17 protein-coding genes and 1 pseudogene are annotated in these 21,588 nt (G+C 64.0%); 15 read left to right on the top strand and 3 right to left on the bottom strand.

The genetic code is table 11. The features are described 5' to 3' along the window. Positions 1-3 precede the first annotated feature (3 nt). From H8A92_RS26650 to H8A92_RS26610, 10 genes and pseudogenes are all read left to right on the top strand, one after another. Entirely contained in the window at positions 4-1,215 is a 1,212-nt protein-coding gene (locus H8A92_RS26650; RefSeq protein ID WP_229198511.1) for a type II secretion system F family protein, read from the top strand. Positions 1,216-1,232: 17 nt separating this feature from the next. Further along, a complete protein-coding gene (gene gspG, locus H8A92_RS26645) occupies positions 1,233-1,748 on the top strand; it encodes a type II secretion system major pseudopilin GspG (protein WP_229198510.1) in 516 nt (171 codons plus the stop codon). Between the two features lie 15 nt (positions 1,749-1,763). Next, the gene (locus tag H8A92_RS26640; RefSeq protein ID WP_229198509.1) at positions 1,764-2,228 is read left to right on the top strand and encodes a type II secretion system protein; all 465 of its coding nucleotides are present in this window, start codon (positions 1,764-1,766) and stop codon (positions 2,226-2,228) included. Then, positions 2,212-2,274, top strand: a pseudogene (locus tag H8A92_RS41215) (type IV pilus modification PilV family protein); the annotation flags it as partial. The gene H8A92_RS26640 and the pseudogene H8A92_RS41215, both read left to right, overlap by 17 nt. A 139-nt stretch (positions 2,275-2,413) precedes the next feature. Further along, positions 2,414-2,611: a hypothetical protein gene (locus H8A92_RS26635; protein WP_229198508.1), complete on the top strand. Its 198-nt coding sequence runs from the start codon at positions 2,414-2,416 to the stop codon at positions 2,609-2,611. Then, the gene (locus H8A92_RS26630; RefSeq protein ID WP_229198507.1) at positions 2,608-3,309 is read left to right on the top strand and encodes a PulJ/GspJ family protein; all 702 of its coding nucleotides are present in this window, start codon (positions 2,608-2,610) and stop codon (positions 3,307-3,309) included. The genes H8A92_RS26635 and H8A92_RS26630 overlap by 4 nt, the downstream gene beginning before the upstream one ends. After that, entirely contained in the window at positions 3,309-4,241 is a 933-nt protein-coding gene (locus tag H8A92_RS26625; RefSeq protein WP_229198506.1) for a type II secretion system minor pseudopilin, read from the top strand. Before H8A92_RS26630 ends, H8A92_RS26625 begins: the two co-directional genes overlap by 1 nt. Next, positions 4,241-5,314, top strand: a complete 1,074-nt coding sequence (locus H8A92_RS26620; RefSeq protein WP_229198505.1) for a PilN domain-containing protein — start codon at positions 4,241-4,243, stop codon at positions 5,312-5,314. Before H8A92_RS26625 ends, H8A92_RS26620 begins: the two co-directional genes overlap by 1 nt. Next, positions 5,311-5,874: a type II secretion system protein GspM gene (gene gspM, locus H8A92_RS26615; protein ID WP_229198504.1), complete on the top strand. Its 564-nt coding sequence runs from the start codon at positions 5,311-5,313 to the stop codon at positions 5,872-5,874. Before H8A92_RS26620 ends, gspM begins: the two co-directional genes overlap by 4 nt. After that, entirely contained in the window at positions 5,874-6,515 is a 642-nt protein-coding gene (locus H8A92_RS26610) for a hypothetical protein (RefSeq protein ID WP_229198503.1), read from the top strand. The genes gspM and H8A92_RS26610 overlap by 1 nt, the downstream gene beginning before the upstream one ends. Position 6,516: 1 nt before the next feature. On the opposite strand, the gene H8A92_RS26605 is transcribed toward H8A92_RS26610, so the two are convergent. Then, entirely contained in the window at positions 6,517-7,008 is a 492-nt protein-coding gene (locus tag H8A92_RS26605) for a prepilin peptidase (protein ID WP_229198502.1), read from the bottom strand. 244 nt (positions 7,009-7,252) lie between these two features. Between H8A92_RS26605 and H8A92_RS26600 the strand changes: the two genes are divergently transcribed. From H8A92_RS26600 to H8A92_RS26585, 4 genes are all read left to right on the top strand, one after another. Further along, positions 7,253-8,038, top strand: coding sequence for an EfeM/EfeO family lipoprotein (locus tag H8A92_RS26600; RefSeq protein WP_229198501.1), 786 nt, complete (start codon positions 7,253-7,255; stop codon positions 8,036-8,038). Beyond that, positions 8,035-9,411 carry a cytochrome c peroxidase gene (locus H8A92_RS26595; RefSeq protein ID WP_229198500.1) on the top strand — a complete coding sequence of 459 codons (1,377 nt, stop codon included), beginning with the start codon at positions 8,035-8,037 and terminating at the stop codon, positions 9,409-9,411. The genes H8A92_RS26600 and H8A92_RS26595 overlap by 4 nt, the downstream gene beginning before the upstream one ends. Positions 9,412-9,646: 235 nt before the next feature. Then, positions 9,647-11,710 (top strand): phospholipase C, encoded by a 2,064-nt coding sequence (locus H8A92_RS26590; RefSeq protein ID WP_229198499.1) that lies wholly within the window; start codon positions 9,647-9,649, stop codon positions 11,708-11,710. 120 nt (positions 11,711-11,830) lie between these two features. Further along, complete coding sequence (locus H8A92_RS26585; RefSeq protein WP_229198498.1) at positions 11,831-12,517, top strand: hypothetical protein; 687 nt, start codon at positions 11,831-11,833, stop codon at positions 12,515-12,517. Positions 12,518-12,529: 12 nt separating this feature from the next. Here H8A92_RS26585 and H8A92_RS26580 read toward each other — a convergent pair whose 3' ends face one another. Then, complete coding sequence (locus H8A92_RS26580; RefSeq protein WP_229198497.1) at positions 12,530-13,861, bottom strand: cytochrome c peroxidase; 1,332 nt, start codon at positions 13,859-13,861, stop codon at positions 12,530-12,532. Positions 13,862-14,266: 405 nt separating this feature from the next. Here H8A92_RS26580 and H8A92_RS26575 point away from each other — a divergent pair, with 405 nt between their 5' ends. After that, the gene (locus tag H8A92_RS26575) at positions 14,267-16,027 is read left to right on the top strand and encodes an alkaline phosphatase family protein (protein ID WP_229198496.1); all 1,761 of its coding nucleotides are present in this window, start codon (positions 14,267-14,269) and stop codon (positions 16,025-16,027) included. A gap of 69 nt (positions 16,028-16,096) precedes the next feature. Here H8A92_RS26575 and H8A92_RS26570 read toward each other — a convergent pair. Continuing rightward, a partial coding sequence (locus H8A92_RS26570) for a DUF5801 repeats-in-toxin domain-containing protein (RefSeq protein ID WP_229198495.1) occupies positions 16,097-21,588 on the bottom strand: 5,492 nt, incomplete at its 5' end.

The following is a 21,588-nucleotide window of genomic DNA, read 5'->3' as shown; positions in this document are numbered from 1 at the left end:
GCCGTGCCGAATTATCGCTATCGCGCTTTGACCCAGACCGGCGAGATCGTCAACGGCACGATCTCGGCCCCGACCGCGGCCGAGGTGGCGCGGCGGATCGAATACCTCAAGCTGCTGCCGATCGAAACCACCGAGGACAAGCGCGCATCCGGTGCCGCCGGCGGCCGCAGCCTGTTCGGCGGGCCGAGTGCCGCCGAGGTCACCACGTTCACGCGCGATCTCGCGCTGCTGCTGAAAGCCGGCGCGCGTCTCGACGATGCGCTGGAGCTGCTGTCCGGCGATGCCGATGTCGGCCGGATGCGCCCGGTGGTGGCCAAGATTCGCGCTGCCCTGCTCACCGGCGAGAGCTTTGCCGATGCGGTGGCGGATCATCCGGCCCTGTTCCAGCCGATGTATATCGCCCTGGTTCGGGTCGGTGAAATCTCCGGCACGCTGGATTCCGTGCTGGAGATGCTGGGGACCGAGCGCGCGCGGTCCGAGCAGATGCGGCGGAAGCTGACCGATGCGATGCAGTATCCGGCCTTCGTGCTGGTCGCGGCATCAGGCGTGATGCTGTTCTTCCTGCTGTTCGTGCTGCCACAATTCTCGACCGTGCTGGGCGATTTCGGCGGCAAGTCGGATACGGCACTCGCCAGTTTCATCGCGCTGTCGGATTTCCTGCGTGCCAACGCTACGGCCGCATGCCTGATCAGTGCGGCGACGATCGCGCTCGCCTGGTGGCTGCTACGCCAGGCGCGGGTGCGCGCGGCGCTGGTCAACGGCATCTCGCGCGTGCCGGGCATCAGCAGCGCCTTCCAGTTCTATCGGGCCAGCCTGTTCTGCCGCAATCTCGGCGTCCTGCTCGGCAGCGGCGTCAACCTCACGGCTGCATTGCGCATCCTGGTCGACATCATGGCAGTGACCGGGAGCGAGGCGAACTGGACCGCCGCCGCCGACCGCGTCCGCCATGGCGGAAAATTGTCGGAAGCGCTCGCCGTGGCGGACAGCCTGCCGCCGATGGCGGTGCGCATGCTCAGGCTCGGCGAAGAAACCGGCCAGCTGCCGGTGCTGGCCGGGCGGGTCGCGGAATTCTACGAAGCAAAATTGCAGCGCAGCCTGGACCGGGTCGTCGGCATCGTAGGTCCGCTGGCGATCATCACGATCAGCACCGTGGTCGGCGGACTGATCGTGTCGGTCATGACGGCGCTGCTCTCGGTCACGCAGCTAGTCGGTTAGAGCAGAGGTCATCGGTCATGATATCGCGCAACAGCATCATCGAGGCATTTTCCACGCGAGCCGGACGCGATCGCGCCCGATCGCAACCGCAAAGGCGTTCGGGCGAGGCGGGCTTCACCCTGGTCGAGATGCTGGTCGTGATCGCGATCATCGGCCTCATCATGGGGCTGATCGGGCCGCGCGTGCTCAACTATCTCAGCGAGTCCAAGGTCAAGACCGCGCGCATTCAGCTGCAGAGCTTCTCCAGCGCGCTCGATTTGTTCTATCTCGACGCCGGACGCTTCCCGTCGACGGCGGAGGGACTTGCCGCGCTGGTCCGGCGCACCCCGGGCGTCGCGGCCTGGAACGGCCCGTATCTGAAGGGCGGCAACGTCCCGAACGATCCCTGGAACCACCCCTATCTCTATCGCTCGCCGGGCGAGCACGGGCCCTATGACATCGTCTCCTATGGCTCCGACGGCCAGGAGGGCGGCAGCGGCACCTCGGCCGACATCTCGCTCGAGAAGACGACAGCCGCCAACAACGATCAGTAAGGATGCACGGCAAGCATGAATGACACGGCGCAGCGTGGCTTTACCCTGCTCGAGATGGTGTGCGTGCTCGCCATCATCGCGCTGCTGGCGGCCGTGCTGCTTCCGTTCATTCCGCATCAGACCTCGCGGTCGCGCCTGCAGGCCTATGCGCTGCAGACTGCGACGCTGCTGAAGGCCGACCGCAACGCCGCGATCGAGCGCAGCACCAGCGTCGCGACGCTGGTCGATGCGCCGAGCCGGGTGATTCATTCGGGCGCGTCACACATGACGGTGCGGATCCCCGACGACGTGCGGTTCGATGCCGTGCTGCCGCAGAGCTGTCAGCGCCGCGCGGCGTTGTCGACCATCCGCTTCTTCGCCAATGGCGGTTCCTGCGGCGGCTCGATCGCGCTGACGCGGCTCGATGCGGGATATGAGGTTCGCGTCAACTGGCTCACCGGAAGGATTGAAATCGTTGCTCGCGATGTCGCCGCCAACTAACCGCCCTGATGCGGGGTTCACCATGATCGAGGTGCTGGTGGCGCTGGCGCTGGTGGCCGTCTCGGTCGTTGCGATCGGCGCCGTCATGGGCGTCAAGACGCGCGGCGTAAGGGCCATGGAGCAGCACGTGGCGCTGATGCAGGCGGTCCGCACATTGATGACGGTCGGCATTCCGCCGCGCGGAATTGCAGTCGGGCACCTCGACGGGGCAGGCGGAGGGCTACCGCTGGACCATCGAGGTCAGTCCGCTCGGTGGCGACTGGACGGTGCCCGAAGGCAACGTGCCCTGGGCGCCGGAACTGGTGAGGATCCGCGTCAAATCTCCGGGTGGTGCATTGTCCGACATCCGCACCGTGCGCCTGATGCCGAGGTCATCGGAATGATCCCGGCAAGGACAGCAACGCGAACGCATGAGCGCGGTTTCACGCTGATCGAAACCATCGTTGCACTGGCGTTGATGGGGCTGTTGCTGTCGGCGCTCGCCAGCATCACGGCGCAATGGCTGCCGAGCTGGAACAAGGGGCTCGACCGGATCCAGCGTAGCGAATTGATCGGGATCGCGCTGGAGCGGATCGGGGCCGATCTTGCCGCGGCGGAGTTCGTTGCCGCCAACCGCGATACCCACAAGCCGCTGTTCGACGGATCGGAATTATCCGTCATGTTCGTGCGGACGTCGCTGGGGCCGAACGCGGGGCCGGGGCTCGACGTGGTGCGCCTTGGCGAGATCAGGGATCGCGGCGAGTTCATCACGGTTCGCTCGCAGGCGCGCTTCACGCCGCTGGCCGACGGGGTGTCGCTGTCGGAGCAGGTGCATCTCGGCAGCCCCGTCGTGCTGCTGCGTGCGCCCTATCGCCTCTCCTTCGCCTATGCCGGCGCCGACCGGGCCTGGAAGAACGTGTGGAAGGATGCCGACAAGCTGCCGGCGATGATCCGATTGACCGTGCGTGACGCCGCGAGCCAGCGCGTGCTGTCGGTGTCGACCATCGCGCCGCTCCATGTCCAGATTCCGAGCGATTGCACCAAGCCGGATGGCAATTGCGGCGACAAGTCCGGTGTTGTCCCCGACCAGGGGAAGACCTGATGGGCGCGCCTGGTAAAATCGTCCGCTCGCCCGCCGATCGCGGCTTCGTCATCGTTGCAGTGCTCTGGATCCTGCTGGCGCTGTCGTCGCTGGTGATCATCTTCTCGGCCTATCTTGCCGCATCGGCGCGCGCATTGGCGGCGAGCGATATCGCGTTGCAGACCGAGGCATTGGTGTCGGCCGGGCTCGAGCTCACGGCCTACCAGCTGACGCTGACGGACGAGAAGACGAGGCCGCAATACGGGGCGTTTCATTTCGGGCTGGACGATGCCAGCGTCAATGTGAGCTTCACGTCGGAGGCGGGACGTCTTGATCTGAACTACGCGTCGAAGGAGATGTTGATCGGCCTCTTCGTCGTGCTCGGCGCCGGGAAGGACGCGGCCAGCGAATACGCCGACCGGATCGTCGGCTGGCGAACCCGGCCGGCGCAGGGCAGCGAGAATGTGGAGGCCGCGCGCTACAACGCGCTCGGCTATTCACCGCGGCAGGGGTTGTTCACCCATGTCAACGAGCTGGCGCTGGTCGCCGGCATTCCCGAAGCCTTTGTCGATCGTGTGCTGCCGTTCGTGACGGTGTTCAACGGCGGTCCGGATGTCGATCCGACCATCGCCGCGCCGGAGGTCGCGCTCGCGGTGAACAAGGTATCGGGGAAGGATCAGGATGGCTTCGGGTCGACTGCTCTCGGGGCGAGCGCTCCCTCGCCGAACGGTGGCCTTTCCGCCGGATCGCAGGCGCCGACCGCGCAAACCGCGGCGTCGACCGCGCAGAGCCCTTGCTATCGGATCGCGATCTCGATCCGGTTCCGCAACGGTCACCGCACCAATTCCGAGGCGGTGATTGCGCTCGGCGACAAGGCCGAGCCCTATCGTGTGTTGTCCTGGCAGAACGATGTCGAGCTGCGAATGACGGTTCTGCCGCGCAAGAGAGGTTGATGGCGATGCTTGCCGAGGCACGGCAATGGTTCGAGCAGTGGATTGGCGCGGTCGCGACTGCCGTTGACGGCGTCGCGGGTAGGTTCATGCGCCGACGCGGCGTCGAGCTCGACGAGAATGGCGACGGCACGTTTACTGCCCGCCTCGCGGTGGCGAAGGACGGCGCGCCGTCAGCCCCGGTTTCGTTCCGGCTCGATCATGATGCGCCGCAGCCTCCGCTGTCGGCGGAGTGGAGGACCGTGTTCGACGGCAGCCGTGTCGAGGTGCGGTTGCGGTCGGATCACATCGTCAGCCGCGTGCTCGATTTCCCGAGCCAGGCCGGCGACTTTCTCGACGGCATGATCCGCGCGCAGGTCGATCGGCTGACGCCATGGACCGCCGCCGATGCCGTCTTCGGCTGGGGCCCGCCGCAGCCGATCGCCAATGACCGCATTGAAGTGGCCTTCAGCGCGACAGCGGCGACCAAGGTCGATCCGTTGGTCCGGATGGCGAGGCAGCTCGGCGCCGCTTCCGTTGCCGTCTCTGCGCCGGCGGTTGGCAGCGATGGCGCCCCGCAGCAGGTGACGCTGCTCGACAAATCGCTGCGCGGCCTCGCAGGACCTCAGCTTCCGCGGCTGTTGCGGATCGGCCTGGTTTCGACGGCGGCCGCGGCCGCGGTCTCCTTGCTGCTGAACGTCTATCTCGGTGGCTGGCTGCAATCCGAGCAGGAAGATTTGCAACACCGGATCTCGCAGCGTCGCGCCGCATTGCGTCTCGATGCCAATGGCGAGGCGTCCGGTCTCGGCCTGCTGGCCAAGCGCAAGCAGACCACGCCATCGAGCGTCATGGTTCTGGAAGCGGTCTCGCGTGTCCTGCCCGATACGACCTATGTGACGGAGCTCCGCATCGAGGGCAACAAGGTGCAGGTGGTGGGACTGACCCAGGATGCGCCATCGTTGATTCGTCTGCTGGAGCAGTCGCCGCAATTCACCCGCGCGACCTTCTTCGCGCCGACGACGCGCGCGGCGAATGAGACGGCGGAGCGGTTCCACGTCGAGGCAAACATCTCAGCCTATTTTGGTTCCGGCTCATGAGCGCAGCATCCCGATCGCTGACCGCCGTCAGCACCTCGCCCCTGGTTGCGACCGCGAGCTATCTCGGCCTGTTCGTGCTGCTGCTCTTTGTCGTCATCTCGTCGCTCTCGGATATCATCGGCCTGCGCAGCGATGTTGCGGCATCGGCCGGAATGCTGGAGCAACTGGAAGGTCGATCCAAAGCGAATACCGCGCCCGGTCAGCCCGCCATGCCGACCGGCTCGGCCTATCTCGAAGGCGCGACCGTCACGGTTGCCGGCGCCACCTTGCTGCAACGCGTGTCGGGCGCGGTGATCAAGGCCGGCGGCAACGTGCTGTCGACGCAGCTCGACGTTCCCAACGCCCCGGCGAAGGCCGGCTTCATCAGCATGGTCGCGAGCTCCGAGATCGAGCAGGCGCAATTGCAGCAGGTGCTCTACGATCTCGAGGCCGGCATGCCGTTCCTGTTCATCGACCAGCTGGTCGTGCAACCCGTCGCAGACGAGGCCGCCAAAGGAACCGACCCCGGCAAGCTGCGCGTCCTGCTCGGCGTATCCGGACAATGGCGAGGAGCCAAATGATGCGACGGTTCGCAGCGACCATCGTGCTGTTGACGGTGTCGGCCTATTCAGCCCCGGCCGCCGTGCCGGACCGTGCCGGCGACGCACTGGATGCCGGCATGCTCGACGACACCCGTCTCGGCGGACCGGTGCTGAATTCACCGCCGCCGTCCGAGCCTGTGACATCGGTTCGGGTGACGCCTGCGCTGGCACCGACGCCTCGGCCGCTCAGCGCAAATCCGTTGTGGGGCATTCCGCTCAAGACACTGTCCAATACGCGCGATCGCCCGGTGTTCTCGCCGTCGCGGCGACCTCCCCCTGCCGTCGTTGCGGAACCGGAAGTCAGCAAGCCGCTGCCGCCGCCGCGCAAGGTCGCGATCGAGCCGCCGCCGCTGTCACTCGTCGGCACGATCTCCGGCGACGATGAAAGCTTCGGGATCTTTCTCGATCAGTCGAACAAGACCGCGCTGCGACTGAAAATTGGTGACGAGTTCCAGGGGTGGAAGCTGCGAACCATCAAGGGGCGCGAAGTCACGATGCAGAAGGACGAGCAGGGCGCCGTACTCACATTGCCCCAGCCCGGCAGCGAGGAGAGCAGCGATGCCCACCTCGTTCCGGTGAGCACAGAGAGGATGCCGTTGGCCGCGCGGCGCCAGAAGTGAGCTAGTTCAACCCGAGCAAGTTCTGAAGCGCCGGCGTCAGGAGAAGCCCGAGCGCCAGAAACGGACCAAACGGAATCGACGTCTGGCGCTTCATCTCGCGTCCAGCGAGTTGCAGGCCACCGGCAACGGCAAGTGCCGCGAGCGCCGCGATCAGCAGCAGGGTCGGAACTGCCAAGGCACCAACCCAGATCGCCGCGGCGGCAAGAAACTTGACGTCGCCCAGTCCCAATCCGTCCACGCCCCGCACGGCGAAGTAAAGGCGCTGCAACAGCCAGAACAGCATGCCGATGAGGGCGGCGATCGCCATGGCCGTGAACGCGGCCATCGTGCTGTCAGTGATGACGATGTTTGCAAGCCCGAGCGCCGCGATTGCAAGGTTCAGCCAATTGGGAATGATGCCGTGGCGCAGATCGATCAGCGCGACGGCACAGCACAGCACGCAAAGCGCGCCGTAAGATCCAATGAAGTAAAAAGCTTCGCGATCGATCTGCATGGTAGCGGGACAAGTGTGACGCGTGCCCACACTGTGTTGCAACAACTCGCGCGCGTTGAACAGTCCATTTTCAATTGATCCTTAGTCGCGTGATGGGCTTGCGCGATTGTGATCGTCGAGCACGATCGGAAAGTAGAAAAGATGCGACAAAAAGTCTGCGCTGTCACAAATCCGCATAGGATACCGACAATAGTTCGCCCCGCTTCGTGCCACGAGCCCTTCGTGGCAGATCAGTGGGTAGACTATGCACAAGATGCGAGTGGCGGCGTGCCTGGCTTTGCTGGCGGCGTCGGCAGGCGTGCGCGCCGCGAATGCGGGCGCCCTCGAGGACGGCGCCGAGCGCTATCGGCCGTATCTGATCGAGGGCGTTGCCAGCGCGCTGGAGGGCGCGCGCGCCTTGCGCGAGCGTGCCGCTGCTGCCGACTTGCCCGGTGCAAAGAAGGCGTGGCTGTCGGCACGCGCCGGCTGGGAGCGCTCGGAGGTGTTCACTGCGGGCTTCGTGCCTGAACTCGACGCGCAGATCGATGCCTGGCCGAACGCGGACAGCGGATTTCATGCCATCGAGGCGAAACTGTTTGGAGCCGGCAATACCGACGTTGCCGCCGATGCGACGGGGCTTGTCGAGCACTTGAATGATCTTCACGGCAAGCTCAAGGACATCACACTGACGCCGCAGGGCCTGCTGGATGGCACGGTGCGGCTCGCCTACGAGGTCGGCGAGAGCAAGGCGGATGGCGGCGAGTCACGCATCAGCGGCACCTCGCTGGACGATATGCGCAACAACATCGCAGGCATCGACTTCGCCTACCACACGATCTTCTCGACCGCCCTCAATACGGTCGACGGCAAGCTCGACGAGATGGTGACGAACCGGATCGAGCAGCTCGAAGCGATCGTCGCCACGCCCGATCTGCGGCATGTCAACATTGCCGATCTGCGCCAGACCAGTGAGGAACTGGTCATTGCGCTGCAGAGCGCCTCGGCGAAGCTCGGGTTGCAGCGCCCGACGCTGGAGGCGCAGGCGCGATGACCTTGCTTCACCGGCGTCTGGCTGCGCTGCTCTCCGGTGTCATCGTTCTGGCACTGCTCGGGCGCGCGGTGGCGTTTCCGGTCGATGGTGACAAGACCGTGCTGCCTGTCGCAACCGAGCTGAACGAGGATGCGCTCGACAAGCCGCGCGAGGTGTTCCAGTCCGAGCGCACCGGAGCCAAGTCGTATCTGGTCAATCTCGGCGATCTCGCCTTCAATTCGCCTGGGCTGCTCGGCGAGGTGGCGCGGCAGGCCGGCGTGAGCTGCGGCACCTGCCACGTCAATGGCGCCAACAACGCCAGATTCTTCATGCCGAAGATGTCGAGCCGGCCCGGCACGTTCGACACCACAGGTCCCTTGTTCAATCCGAAAGCCAACAATCTGGCGTTCGATCCGGTGCGGATTCCGAGCCTGCGCGGCGCCCGCTATCTTGCGCCTTATGGCGCCGACGGCCGGTTCGCCTCGCTGCGCGACTTCGTCCACAACGTCATCACCAACGAGTTCGCAGGTCCCGAGCCGTCGCCCGCGACGCTCGATGCGATCGTGGCCTATATTCACGACGTCGACTTTCTGCCCAATCCGAGCCTTGGTCCCGCCGGACGGCTGGCCGGCAAGATCACCGAGGCGGAGCATCGCGGCGAAGCGCTGTTCGCAAAGCCGTTCCCGCACGATCCGGCGCTGAGCTGCGCGGGCTGCCACGTTCCATCGTCCGGCTTTGTCGATCACCAGCAGCACGACGTCGGTTCGGGCGGCCTGTTCAAGACACCGACGCTGCGCAACGCCGACTTCAACGCGCCGTACTTTCACGACGGCCGCTTCGACAGTTACAACCAGGTCGTCGACTATTTCGACCGGACCTTTCAGCTCGACCTCTCGGCGCAGGACAAGGGCGACCTCGTCGCCTATCTCACGGCCGTCGGCGATGGCGTGCAGCCCTATGAGCGCGACGGTGCCGGTGCGACGCTGAAGGAGATCAACGATTTCTCGACGGTGCTTGCGACTGCGATCCCTGCCGGCGACAAGGACATCGTTGCGCTCGCGGTCGATACGATCGGCCGCGAGCTGCGCGAGTTGACCGAGCAATATCCCGATCGCAAGAACACCAGCGTGTCGGGCGGCGAGCAGCAGCGTGTGCTTGCGCGCAACGGCCTCAAGGAGCTGGTGCTCACGCTGCGGCGAATCGAGATGGCAGTTGCCGCAGGCCGCAACGCGGATGCTGCAACCGAGTTAAGAAATTATCGCAATCTGATGGCTGCTGCGGTGCCTTCGCTATTGGCGAGCGCCGAGCCGTGGTCGTTGTTCAATCAAGACGTGCATGACCGGCATTACGCGGCGCTTCGTCAGGTGATGCGCTCGCGGCATATCTCGCGCTGATTGAGCGTAATTGTAGTGTATTTGCGATCCACGTCGTTGCGTGGATTGCTCAATCAATTGTCGATCTTCAGTTGAAGAATCGAATCGTGGTGCTGCGTGCAACAGCAGATGTCTCCACGGAAAATCTTTGAACGTTTCGAAATTTCCCGCACGCTTTCACGTAAGCGAAAACCATGCGTCATACTGTCGCACTAAGCAGTGTGTGTTGCTAACCGCAAAACACCTGAGGTCGACAATGGGTTTGAATTACAAAAAGCACTGGCGAACCAGCACGGCGCTCTGCGTTGCGTCAACGGTGCTCGTCGCAACAGCCGCCTACGCCGCGCACTATCCGGGCGGCCGCAGTGATTGGGACACGCGTTCGCATCACAATCATCAGCCGCACGAAGAGGGCATTCGTGCGAACCATGAAGACCATGAAAATCATGGTGACAAGGATCACGGCGGCAACGTGAAGACCGCTACGCCGATCAAGCACGTCATCATTCTGATCGGTGAGAACCGCGGCCTGGATCACACCTTCGGTGTGTACAAGCCGAAGGGCAAGGGGCAGACGATCTCCAACCTGTTGTCGAAGGGTATCGTCAACGAGGACGGAACGCCGGGACCGAACTTTGCGCAGGCGCAGCAGTATTCGGTCGCGGGCCAGACGGCCTACTATATCGGTGCGCCTGTTATCTCGAAGTCGCCCTACAACGCGACCAATGTGATGCCGCAGCCGAACACCAACGGCACGCCGACCGCGCAGAACGACACTTCGCCTCCGTTCAAGACGATCACCGAAGCCAGCGTCGAGAAGGACATGGATCCGGCCGATCTCGACATCCTCACCACCGGCTTCAGCGGCCTGCCGACCGGTGTGCTCGATACCCGCGTTCCCGGCGCCGGCGGCCTCAACGGACCGTTCCCGCTGCAGGGCGAGCAGATCAGCGACGACGACTACACCGGCGACTCGACCCATCGCTTCTATCAGGACTGGCAGCAGGAAGACTGCAGCGCCGCCAGCGCCACCAAGAAGAACAATTCGGGCTGCCTCAACGACCTGTTCCCGTTCGTGATGGCGACCTATTCGGCGTCCAACAAGAGCATGGCCAACTCGATGGGCTTCTACAACGCCCAGCAGGGTCAGGCTCCCGTTCTGAAGATGCTCGCCGACCGCTTCACCCTGAGCGACAACTTCCACCAGTCGTTCCATGGCGGCACCGGCGCGAACCACTTCATGCTCGGCACCGGCGATGCGGCGTTCTGGAGCGACGGCAAGGGCAATCCGGTGACGCCGCCGGCGAAACTGATCGCCAACCCGAACCCGGTCGCCGGTTCGGTCAACCGGTACAGCGTCGATGGCAATTGGAGCAATTGCTCTGACGTCTTCCAGCCCGGCGTGAAGCCGATCGTCACCTACCTCAACAACCTGCCGTACGCGGCGGAGCCGAACTGCAAGCCCAACCACTACTACATGCTCAACAACGTCAATCCGGGCTATCTGCCGAACGGCGCGCTCTCGGGTGGCAACAACGTGCCGCCGTCGTCGGTGCGCACGATCGGCGATGCGCTGATGGAGAAGAACATCTCCTGGGCGTTCTATGGTGGCGCGTATAACGACGCCGTGGCGCTCTCCAACGCTGCGGTTGCCGCCAATCCGTCGAACCCCAACCTCGGCGCCGCTGCGGTCGCCGATCCGGCGCACGCGCTCGGTGTCGCCTACTGCCAGATCTGCAATCCGTTCCAGTATGCGACCTCGATCATGGCCAACCCGGCCGTGCGTCAGGCTCACATCAAGGACACTGCCGATCTGATCACGGCGATCCAGAGCAACAAGCTGCCTGCGGTGTCGTTCGGCAAGCCGGACGGTCTGCTCGACGGTCATCCGCAGAGCTCGAAGGTTGATCTGTTCGAGGCTTATGTCCTCAACGTGCTCAGCGCGCTGGAGAACAATCCGGAGCTGAAGGCGGACACCGCCGTCTTCATCACCTGGGACGAAGCCGGCGGCTATTGGGACTCCGGTTACACGCAGTCGATCGACTTCTTCGGCGACGGACCGCGCGTTCCGACCCTGATCCTCTCGCCCTATTCGACGGGCGGCAAGGTCAACCACAACTACGCCGACCACGTTTCGCTGCTGAAGTTCATCGAGCGCAACTGGGCACTCCAGCCGCTCACGAACCGCAGCCGCGACAACCTGCCGAACCCGTCCTACGCGAAGAACAACGAGTACGTCCCGACCAACAGCCCGGCGCTCTCTGATCTGTTCGACGCGTTCGACTTCAGCAAGCCGGTCTCGCTGCCCTACACCGAGTGATCGAGCTCTCGTCCAGCACGCGGCCTTGATTTCATCCACGGCCAGCGCCGATCGAACCGATGGTTCGGTCGGCGCTGTCATGTTTTGCCTGCCGACCACCTGATCGACCGGGACCATGCGATGAAGCGCAACGCGAAGACGTGCTCGAGAGACCGAAGGGCCGCAGGCTGCCTGCTTGCCGTCGCCATCCTGGCCGACGTTCCGACAGCGGCCATGGCGCAGCAGTTTTCCGCCGAGCTGGTTGCGCGGAAAGACGAAACGACGACCAGCCTGGGAACGCTGCGGGTCTCGCAACAGAAGGCGCGAATCGAGGCGAGGGCGTTGCCGGATGGTTTCTTCCTGATCGACACGGCCAAGCCCGCGGCGTATTTCGTCCGTCCCGCCGCAGGCGTGTTCATGGATGCGCGGCAGTCCAGCCCGCTGACCCGGATGTTCGTGCCGGTCGATCCGAGCGATCCCTGCCGGCAATGGCAGGCAATCGCCCAGCTATCCGCGCCGGTTGATCTCGCGACCTGGCATTGCCAACGTGACGGTGCGGAAGCGCTAGCGGGCCGCGACACGGATGTTTATCGGATCACGGCGCCGTCGGGTTCCGGCTTCGTCGGCTGGATCGACCGCGAGCGCAGCTTCCCGGTGCAGGTCAGAACCGCTGACGGGACGGTGATCGCGGCAGTTCACATCCGCGACGAACCCCAGCCGGCGCAGAGTTTTGAAATGCCCGCAGGTCTACGCAAATTCGACCCGCAGGTGTTGATCCGCAGGATCCAGCAGAGCGACGTCTGGGTCGAGCCACCGGCCTCGCAGTGATCGTGCAGCGCGCTACTGCGATTGCCGGCTTGTCACCGGCAGCATTCGGCCGAGCGCCGTGTAGTGCGACTGATGCACGTTGCCGTTGAACAGCGACCAGGGCTCGGCCTTCTTCAGGGCGACGGGCACGTCGAAATGCACCAGCTGGGCGAATTTGCGATATTCCGCCATCGCTTCGTCGATATGGCCGGCCCCGACTTCGAGATCGATGCGGCGAAGGGTGAGGACGAGGTCCTTCAGGATCGCGCGCGCCGCCAGCCGCTCGTCCCTGCCGCCGATCGAAACATTCCTGATGTCGGGGATATGCTCGGTCAATTCACGCAGTTCGGCGCCGACCCCAGTCACGGCCAGCGACACCACGGCGGTGTCGGCGGCCGGGATCGCGACCTCGAGGACGCTCGAGAGCTCGAGCACCTCCTTCATCCGTAGCACGACGCCGTCCTTGTCGAAGGGGCGTTCGCCGTCGCCGACCGCATTCAGATAGGCCACGAGGTCCTGCGTATCCCGGGTCGACAGTTCGAGGTCGAACACCCGATCGAAATGATCGACCACCTGTTCGTAGGTGTCGTAGCGACCGTCGTGGAAGTACGGTGCATTGAAATTGGCGTTCAGCAACGTGGGGGTCTTGACCAGTCCGCCGGATCCGACGTCGTGGCGCATCTGGTCGTTGAAGGTTCCGGCAGGACTGTGACAGCCGGCACAGCTCAACTCGGCCTGCTTCGGGAACGGCTTGAAGAACAGCGCTTCGCCACGGCGCTCGGCGAGGCTGGCCTGCGCGGCGAGCCTGCCGCCAGGCGCAATCTTCGGATTGGGGAGGAAATCGATATCGTTGATATAGGCGACGAGGCCGTCGAGAACCTCGTCGCGCGGCCGCGGTCCGGAAAACTCGTTGACGATGACATTGTATATGAAGTCGCGCAGCGAGGTGATGCGCCCGTCATGTCCGTAGGGGGCGAGGTAGCGGGCGCCCCGCAGACTTGGAATCCGGACCGGATCGAGGATGCTGTTGAATGTCTTCGCGTTGAAGACGAGGCTGGTGGTGTCGAACGTGCCGGGGCGGGAGGACGCGCCCGGAACGAACAGTTTCGGGTTCGATGCACCGTTGACGTGGCAGGTGCCGCAGCTCATCTCGGCCTGGCGCGCCTTGCCGCCGAGGATAGAGGGCGAGTTGAAGGCGAGATCGCCGAGATTGACCAGATAGGACTTCCGCCCGCCCATCGCTTCGGAATGAAAGATTTCGCGCGGCCGCGCCAGCGCCTCCTCTGAAAATTCAGTTCCGGCCGGCAGCACGGTCTGGTCGCCACCCAGCGGGAACGCCACCGCGCGCAACGGGACGAGGGCCACGACGAGCGCCAGCAGCGCGACCAGCGTCGGTCTCCTGTTACGTTCGGTGAATGTAGAACGAGGTTTCCCGGAGTGTGACGCCAGAATATCCCAAGCCATTGCGAGAAAACGCCCCTGTCACAAAGCATACGCGCTGCCGTGCGTCGGAAGATGTCACGGAGGTGACAGTTTCCTGTCGGCAGGATCAATGACCATCTGTTTGGATAGACGACTGTTGATTGCGGTTTGATGACGTTCGATCAACGAACCGCAACCGATCTGTGTCCGACAGGACGAAAATTCGTCGGTGCACGAGCGATCTTTTCACGGGTTTATGCGCGCGTTGAAAAACAGTCATCCCGGCGAAATGTGTTTTGCATAGCGTGTAACTCCATTTCTATTTCTTTCTGAAATCAGGAGAGCACTATGCGGCTTTGGGGAGCCATTCCGGCGCTCGCAGTTGTTGCTGGCGCCGTTGCCATCTCGCCGGTGGCAAACGCCGAGAATTTGGTCGAAAAGATCGTTGATGAGTTCAAGCACGAGGTGCGTGACGAGCTGCGTGACCGTGGCCATGAAGGTGTGCATCAGTACAAGCACATCGTCGTCATCTATCAGGAAAACCACAGCTTCGATAACCTCTACGGTCACTGGGGCGATGTCGGTCGTGACCAGATCAACGGCACGTCCGATGCCGACCAGGCTCATACGCTGCAGGTCCGCCAGGACAATCAGACCGTCTATGCCTGTCTGTTGCAGAACGACGTCAACCTGACCTCCCCGTCGTCGCAGCCGACGAGCTGCACCGACAATACGGGCTCGGTCGCGATCCTGAGCGCCTTCAAGAACAAGCCGTTCGAAATCAACGATTTCATTCCGACCTCGGCGACCACCTGTCCGAAGCCGCTCGGCTCGTTCGCGGCACACGGCTTCCTCAACGGCACCGGCGCGCCCGGCGGATGCACCGCGGACATCGTGCATCGCTTCTACAGCGAGCAGTACCAACTCAATGGCGGCCGGCAGAACCGCTACGTGACCGGCAGCGACGCGGCGGGTCTGGTGATGGGTTACTACGACACCAAGAAGCTGCCGATCTACACCTATCTCCACGGCCAAGGTGCGCCGAACTACGTCATCGCCGACAGCTTCTTCCAGGGCGCCTTCGGTGGTTCGTTCCTCAATCACCAGTTCCTGGTCGCGGCCGCGGCGCCGCAGTTCGTCGGCGCCTTGAACGACGGCAGCGCCAACGATTTCCACGCGATCGTCGATGCGAACGGCATGCCGACCAGCACGCCGCTCTACACGCCGACCTCCACGGTGAAGGACGCGCAGCTGACGGCAAAGTGCAACCAGACCGGGCTGCCGGCCGGCCTCGCCTGCGGCGACTATGCGGTCAACACCACGCAGCCGACCTACCAGCCCTATGCCCCGGGCACCCCCGACATCAAGCGCCTGCCGCCGCTGCATACGCCGAATATCGGCGACCGGCTGTCGGCCAAGCACGTTGACTGGGCCTGGTATTCGGGCGGCTGGTCGAACGCCAATGGCGACGTCGGCGCCTCCGGCTGGACCAACGGCAACGGCACGACCTGCACCGATCCGAACCATGTCGCCACGGCGGTGTTCCCGAATTGCCCGGACGTGGACTTTCAATACCACCATCAGGCACTCAATTACTTCGCCTCCTATGCCCCCGGAACGCAGGCCCGCAGGGATCACCTGAAGGACGAGGCAGAGTTCATCCAGGCAGCCAAGAACGGCCGGCTGAAGCAGGTCAGCTTCGTCAAGCCGATCGGCGAGGAGAATGAGCATCCCGGCTACACCAGCGAATCCGAAGGCAGCCAGCATCTCGTTGATCTCGTCAAGGCGATCGTCGAAGGGCCGGACGGCAAGAACACGCTGATCGTCATCACCTACGACGAGTTCGGTGGGCAGTGGGATCACGTTCCGCCCCCGCCGCACAACCGTCGCGGTGCCGAGGCCAGGGCCGCGGATCAGTGGGGTCCGGGTACCCGCGTTCCGGCGCTGCTGATTGCCAAGCGCTTCAACAAGTCGGGTGTCGCGCATGAGGACTTCGACACCACGTCGATCCTGCGACTGCTCGAGAAGCGCTTCGATCTGGAGCCGCTGGTGACCCGTCCGGTGCGCAGCCTGTCGGCGGCGCTGAAGGCCGGCGAGGGCTGGCATTGAGGTGAGAATTAGTCCCGGCCCGCGTCAACATACGACGCGGGCCGGGACCCTCACCAGGCTTCAGGGCCCTTACAAGATCAAATCGTGCTGTACGTGGGTAACCTGGTCGAACAGGGAAGCGCCGCCCATCGCAGCCGCCGCCCCGGTGGTGAGGCCCTGGATATCGACCTGAAGGCTGGTCGCGGCAGAATCGCCGTCCTTGTCGGTTGCGAGCACGTCGAACAGGAGATCTGTGCTCGGGATCGTCGTCTTCTCGTTATAGGTGATGTTGTTGACCGTGAAGGTGGCGTTTCCGCTTGCCGTGTGATCGTAGTCAACCTGGACCTGATTGAACTCCTTCCCGACGTAGAGCGTGTAGGTCGATGATGCGCTGTCGAAAGCCGCGGTATTGATCAGCGAAGCATCCGACGTTTCTTGCACGACGACGTTGGTGGTGCCGCCCTGCGGCTTGGGAACGTCGATGCTGAAGTCGTGAACGTCGGCGGTGCCATCCAGAATCTTGAAGACGACGCCGGCCGCGCCGTTACCCTGCCACTGGGTGAGGATGAAGCTGACCTGCGGCTGCTCCTGCGAAAACGACAGATTCAGCTGCTCGGTAGGATCCATGCTCAACCCGGTATCGCCGACGGCGATGCCGTTGTTCGACGCCTTGACGTCCATCGGCTGACCGGCGGTGTTAGATCCGGTGATGACGAGCTCTCCGTCCGGAGCGGTCAGCGATGGCGTGCCGCCTCCTGAGGCGCCGAACGTGGAGCCGGCCACGGTCACCTGCTTCAGCACATCGACGCTTTCGAGATCAAAGGAATAGGTCCCGTCCGGATTGATCAGCAGCTTGAAGTACGGATCGGACAGCGCACCGCCTGAGTCCGCAAGGTAGGCGTCCATTTCGACGCCGCCGCTCGCCGCATGGGTCGAATAGTAGAAACTGTAGTCATCGCCATTTCCGGTGACATGCACGGAGGTTATGCCGCCGCCGAGGTCTGACGTCGCCAGATTGTAGCCGGTGGTGCCGACTGCGCCGTTGTGGACCGCGGCGAACATCCCGGCATCGCCATCCGCGCCAAAATTGACATGGTAGGTGCCGCTCGCGACCTGATTGTCCTGAGCGGCGATAGCGGTCTCCGAGAAGCCGCCGATTGACGGGCCGTCGTCCGCGATCGTCAACTGCTTGCCGAGGTCAAAGCTCGCGCTCTGGAAGTCGCCGTCTTTGTCGGTGATGGTTGCAACCAGGTTGACCGTTCCGGCGTTCAGCGCGACGGTTTCGCCGGTATCGGGATTGGTCTCGAGCGGTTGCATCACCGCGCGATACTCGGTGAAGGTCACGAGCCCGGTCGCCGGGTCGACTTCGATCGAGAACGCCAGCGTGCCGGTGGTCGAGCCGACATGTCCCTCGATCGTGTTGCCGTTCAGGACCAGGACATCGGCGAGACCGGTGTGCGAGTCGATCAAGCCGGAGGCGGCTCCGTCGCCGCCGGTGATCGTCAGTGCGTAGCCGATGGATGCACCATCCGCGCCTTGAACCGATGTGAACGCCGTTGAGAAGTCGGCTGACGTTGTCGTCAACAACGCGTCTGGCGCCGATCCAGCGGTGTTGTCGTCCAGCGTCGTCGCGGTCAGGTGCGTCTCGCTCAACGACAGCGATGGCGTAATGCCGTTCGTCTTGATGCTCGGGCCGTCGTCGGTGAGGGTGAGTTGCCGGCCAAGGTCGAGGCTCGCGCTCTGGAAGTCGCCGTCCTTGTCGGTGATGGTCGCGACCAGATTCACAATCCCGGCGCCCAGCGTCACGCCTTCGCCGGTATCCGGGCTGGTCCCGAGCGGCTGCATCACCGCCCTGTACTCGGTGAAGGTGATGAGGCCGGTCGCTGGATCAATCGTGATGGTGAATGCCAGCGTGCCGGTGGTTGCGCCGACGCGGCCTTCGATCGTATTGCCGTTCAGAACCAGCAGATCGGCGAGGCCGGTGTGCGAGTCGATCAGGCCCGACGCGGTACCATTGCCGCCGGTGATTTTCAGCATATAGCTGATTGTCGCGCCGTCCGCGCCTTGAACGGAGGAGAACGCCGTCGAGAAATCGGCTGACTTCGTCGTCAGCGACGCATTCGGAGCCGAACCCGCGACGTTGTCGTCGAGCACCGTCGCCGTCAGATTGCTCTCGCTCAGCGACAGCGATGGCGTGGTTCCGTTCGCCTTGATGCTTGGGCCATCATCGGTGATGGTCAGTTGCTTGCCAAGGTCGATGCTCGCGCTCTGGAAGTCGCCGTCGTTGTCGGTGATCGTTGCCGTCAGGCTGACTATCCCGCCGCCGAGCGTCACGCCTTCGCCGCTGTCCGGGTCGGTGCCGAGCGGCTGGACCACCGCCCGGTACTCGGTGAATGTGACGCGTCCGGTCGCTGGATCAACCGTGATCGTGAACGCCAGCGTGCCGGTGGTTGAGCCGACATGGCCCTCGATCGTGTTGCCGTTTTGAACCAGCAGATCGGCGAGGCCGGTGTGCGAATCGACCAGGCCCGACGCGCTGCCGTTGCCGCCGGCGATCTTCAGCGCGTAGCCGATCGTCGCGCCATCGGCACCTTGAACCGAGCTGAACGCCGTCGAGAAGTCGGCTGACGTCGTCGTCAGCGTCGCATTCGGCGCAGAGCCCGCGATATTGTCGTCCAGCGTCGTCGCGGTCAGATGTGTTTCACTCAGTGTCAGCGATGGGGTCGCGCCCGACGCATTGATGCTCGGGCCGTCGTCCGTGATCGTCAGTTGCTTGCCAAGGTCCAGACTCGCGCTCTGAACGTTGCCGTCGTTGTCGGTGATGGTCGCGACCAGGTTCACAAGCCCGGCGCCCAGGGTTATGCCTTCACCGGTGTTCGGGCTGGTGCCAAGCGGCTGTTTCACCGCCCGATACTCGGTGAAGGTCACCTGTCCGGTCACCGGATCAACCGTGATGGCGAAGGCCAGCGTGCCGCCAATCCCTCCGACATGTCCTTCGACGGTATTGCCGTTCAAGACCAGCACGTCGGCGAGGCCGGTATGTGAGTCGGTCAGGCCTGAAGCAGTACCGTTGCCGCCGGTGATCGTCAGCACGTAGCCGATGGTCGCGCCGTTCGCACCTTGAACCGATGTGAATGCCGTCGAGAAGTCGGCAGAGGTCGTCGTTCGTGCCAAATCAGGCGCCGAGCCTGCGATGTTGTCGTCGAGCGCCGTTGCCGTCAGATGCGTCTCGCTCAGCGTCAGAGCGGGAGTGGTGCCATTGGTGCCGATGCTCGGGTTATCGCCGGTGATCGAGAGTTGCTTGCCGAGATCAAGGCTGGCGCTCTGATAGTCTCCGTCGCTGTCCGTGATCGTGGCAACCAGGCCGACGACCCCGGCGCTCAACGCACTGGCCTCTGCGTCGGCCTGCTGCTTCACGGCACGGTACTCCGTGAAAGTCACCTGCCCCGTGAGTGGATCAAGCACGATGCTGAAGGCCAGCGTGCCCGTGGTCGTGCCGACATGGCCTTCGATGGTATTGCCGTTCAGAACCAGTACGTCGGCAAGGCCGGTGTGGGCGTCGACCAGACCCGACGCGGTGCCGTTGCCGCCGGCGATCGTCAGCGCATAGTGGATTGTCGCGCCATCCGCGCCCTGGACCGAGCTGAATGCGGTCGAAAAACCGGTCGACGTCGTCGTCAGCGTCGCGTCAGGAGCCGAGCCCGCGATGTTGTCGTCCAGAGGTGTCGCAGTCAGGTGGCTCTCGCTCAGCGTCAGCGATGGCGTGGCGCCATTGGCCTTGATCGTCGGGCCGTCGTCGCTGATGCTCAGCCTGCTGCCGAGATCGATGCTTGCGCTCTGGAAGTCGTTGTCCTGGTCCGTGATGGTTGCAATCAGGCTGACGAGTCCACCCGTCAGAGTCACGGCTTCGCCGCTGTCCGGATTGGTGCCGAACGGCTGCTTGACCGCCCGGTACTCGGTGAAGGTCACGAACCCGGTGGCCGGGTCGACCGTGATCGTGAACGCCAGCGTGCCGGTGGTCGTGCCGACATGGCCTTCGATCGTGTTGCCGTTCAGAATCAGCACGTCGGCGAGGCCGGTGTGCGAGTCGATCAGGCCCGAGGCCGCGCCATCGCCGCCGGTGATTGCAAGCGCATAGCTGACCGTCGCGCCATCCGCGCCTTGAACCGGGATGAATGCTGTCGAGAAGTCGGCAGACGTCGTCGTCAGCGCCGCGTTCGGCGCGGAGCCGGCGATGTTGTCGTCCAGTACCGTCGCCGTCAGATGCGTCTCGCTCAGCATCAATTGGGGACCGGCGCCGTTTGTGCTGATGCTCGGGTCATCCTCGATGACGATCAGCTTGCTGCCGAGATCGAGGGCCAGATTCTGGGTCAGGCCGTTCTTCATCACGGTCGCAACCAGGAATATGACCCCGGCCGCCAGCGGCACCTGATCGTTGTCGCCTGTACCGGTGCCAAGCGGCAGTGTCGCCGCCCGGTACTCGGTGAACGTCACAAATCCCGTCGCCGGATCGAGCACAATGGTGAATGCCATCGTCCCGTCAGTCGCGCCGACGCGGCCTTCAATGGTGTTGCCGCTCAGAACCAAAACGTCGGCCAGCCCGGTGTGCGAGTCGATCACCCCGGACGCCGTGCCGTTGCCGCCGGTGATCGTCAGCGCGTAGCTGACCGCCGCGCCCGCCGCGTCCTGCGCGCTGGCGAACACGATCCCGAAGCTGCCTGTTGTCGTCGTCAGCGCCGCGTTCGGCGACGAGCCGGCGATGTGGTCGTCGAGCGGCGTCGCTGTCAGATGCCTCTCGTTCAACGTCAGCGGCGGTGGCTCGCCGAAGGTCAGCTGGAGTGGTTGCGGCTTCGGCGGCGGCGGGGTGTAGAGGAAGGGGGGCGGGAAGAATATCCCCGGGAGCGGTGCGAGCTGATTAGGCGTCAATGACGGGTCAGGCTCAGTGAAATTGATCGGTTGCAGCAGCGGCGACCCATCATAGGTGGTCGTGCCGGACCCTTTTGGCCCGATTCCTTTCGCGTAATTGGCAAGCGTCTCCTGCTGGGCGTCGCGCAATTCCTGCATGTGGGCGGGGCTATTCGTGACCTGGTTCACACCGACCGACGACCCCTTGGTAGTCAGCACGACCGTCACTCCGGGGTCGTCGACGATGATGTGCCTGGGGTTTGCCTCCTTGGTCACCAGCTCGAACACGCCGTGGTGGAGGTCCTTGTAATTGATGCTGTCGTCGTCGAGGAACGTGACGTTCGGCTCCGCAGCCCGGGCGTCCTTCAGGAGCGAGAACGTCAGCGCGGCGAACGACAACATGCCGAGGCCGCTGGCGCGAACGGTGCCGACAGGCGTGTCCGAGGTCAGGACGCCGGTCCCTGCCAGCCGGCTCCCGATGAAGCGGAAGATGCTTCTGGTTTTCGCGAACAGTCCCGGCCGCACGCTGCTGCCGGTGTCCTGCGTCACGTCGCCCAATTCGAGCCGGGTGCCGGCGGGCAAATTGAGCATCGTGCCGTCGATCAGGCGGATTTCGACCCGACCGCCGGCTGAGACCTCGATGATGTCGCCTTGGCAAACGGGATCGCCGGCCGCGG

Source organism: Bradyrhizobium acaciae (assembly GCF_020889785.1).
GTDB classification, from domain to species: Bacteria; Pseudomonadota; Alphaproteobacteria; order Rhizobiales; family Xanthobacteraceae; genus Bradyrhizobium; species Bradyrhizobium acaciae.
Note: the sequence above shows the minus strand (reverse complement) of the source record. Positions and strands in the feature narration are given on the sequence as shown.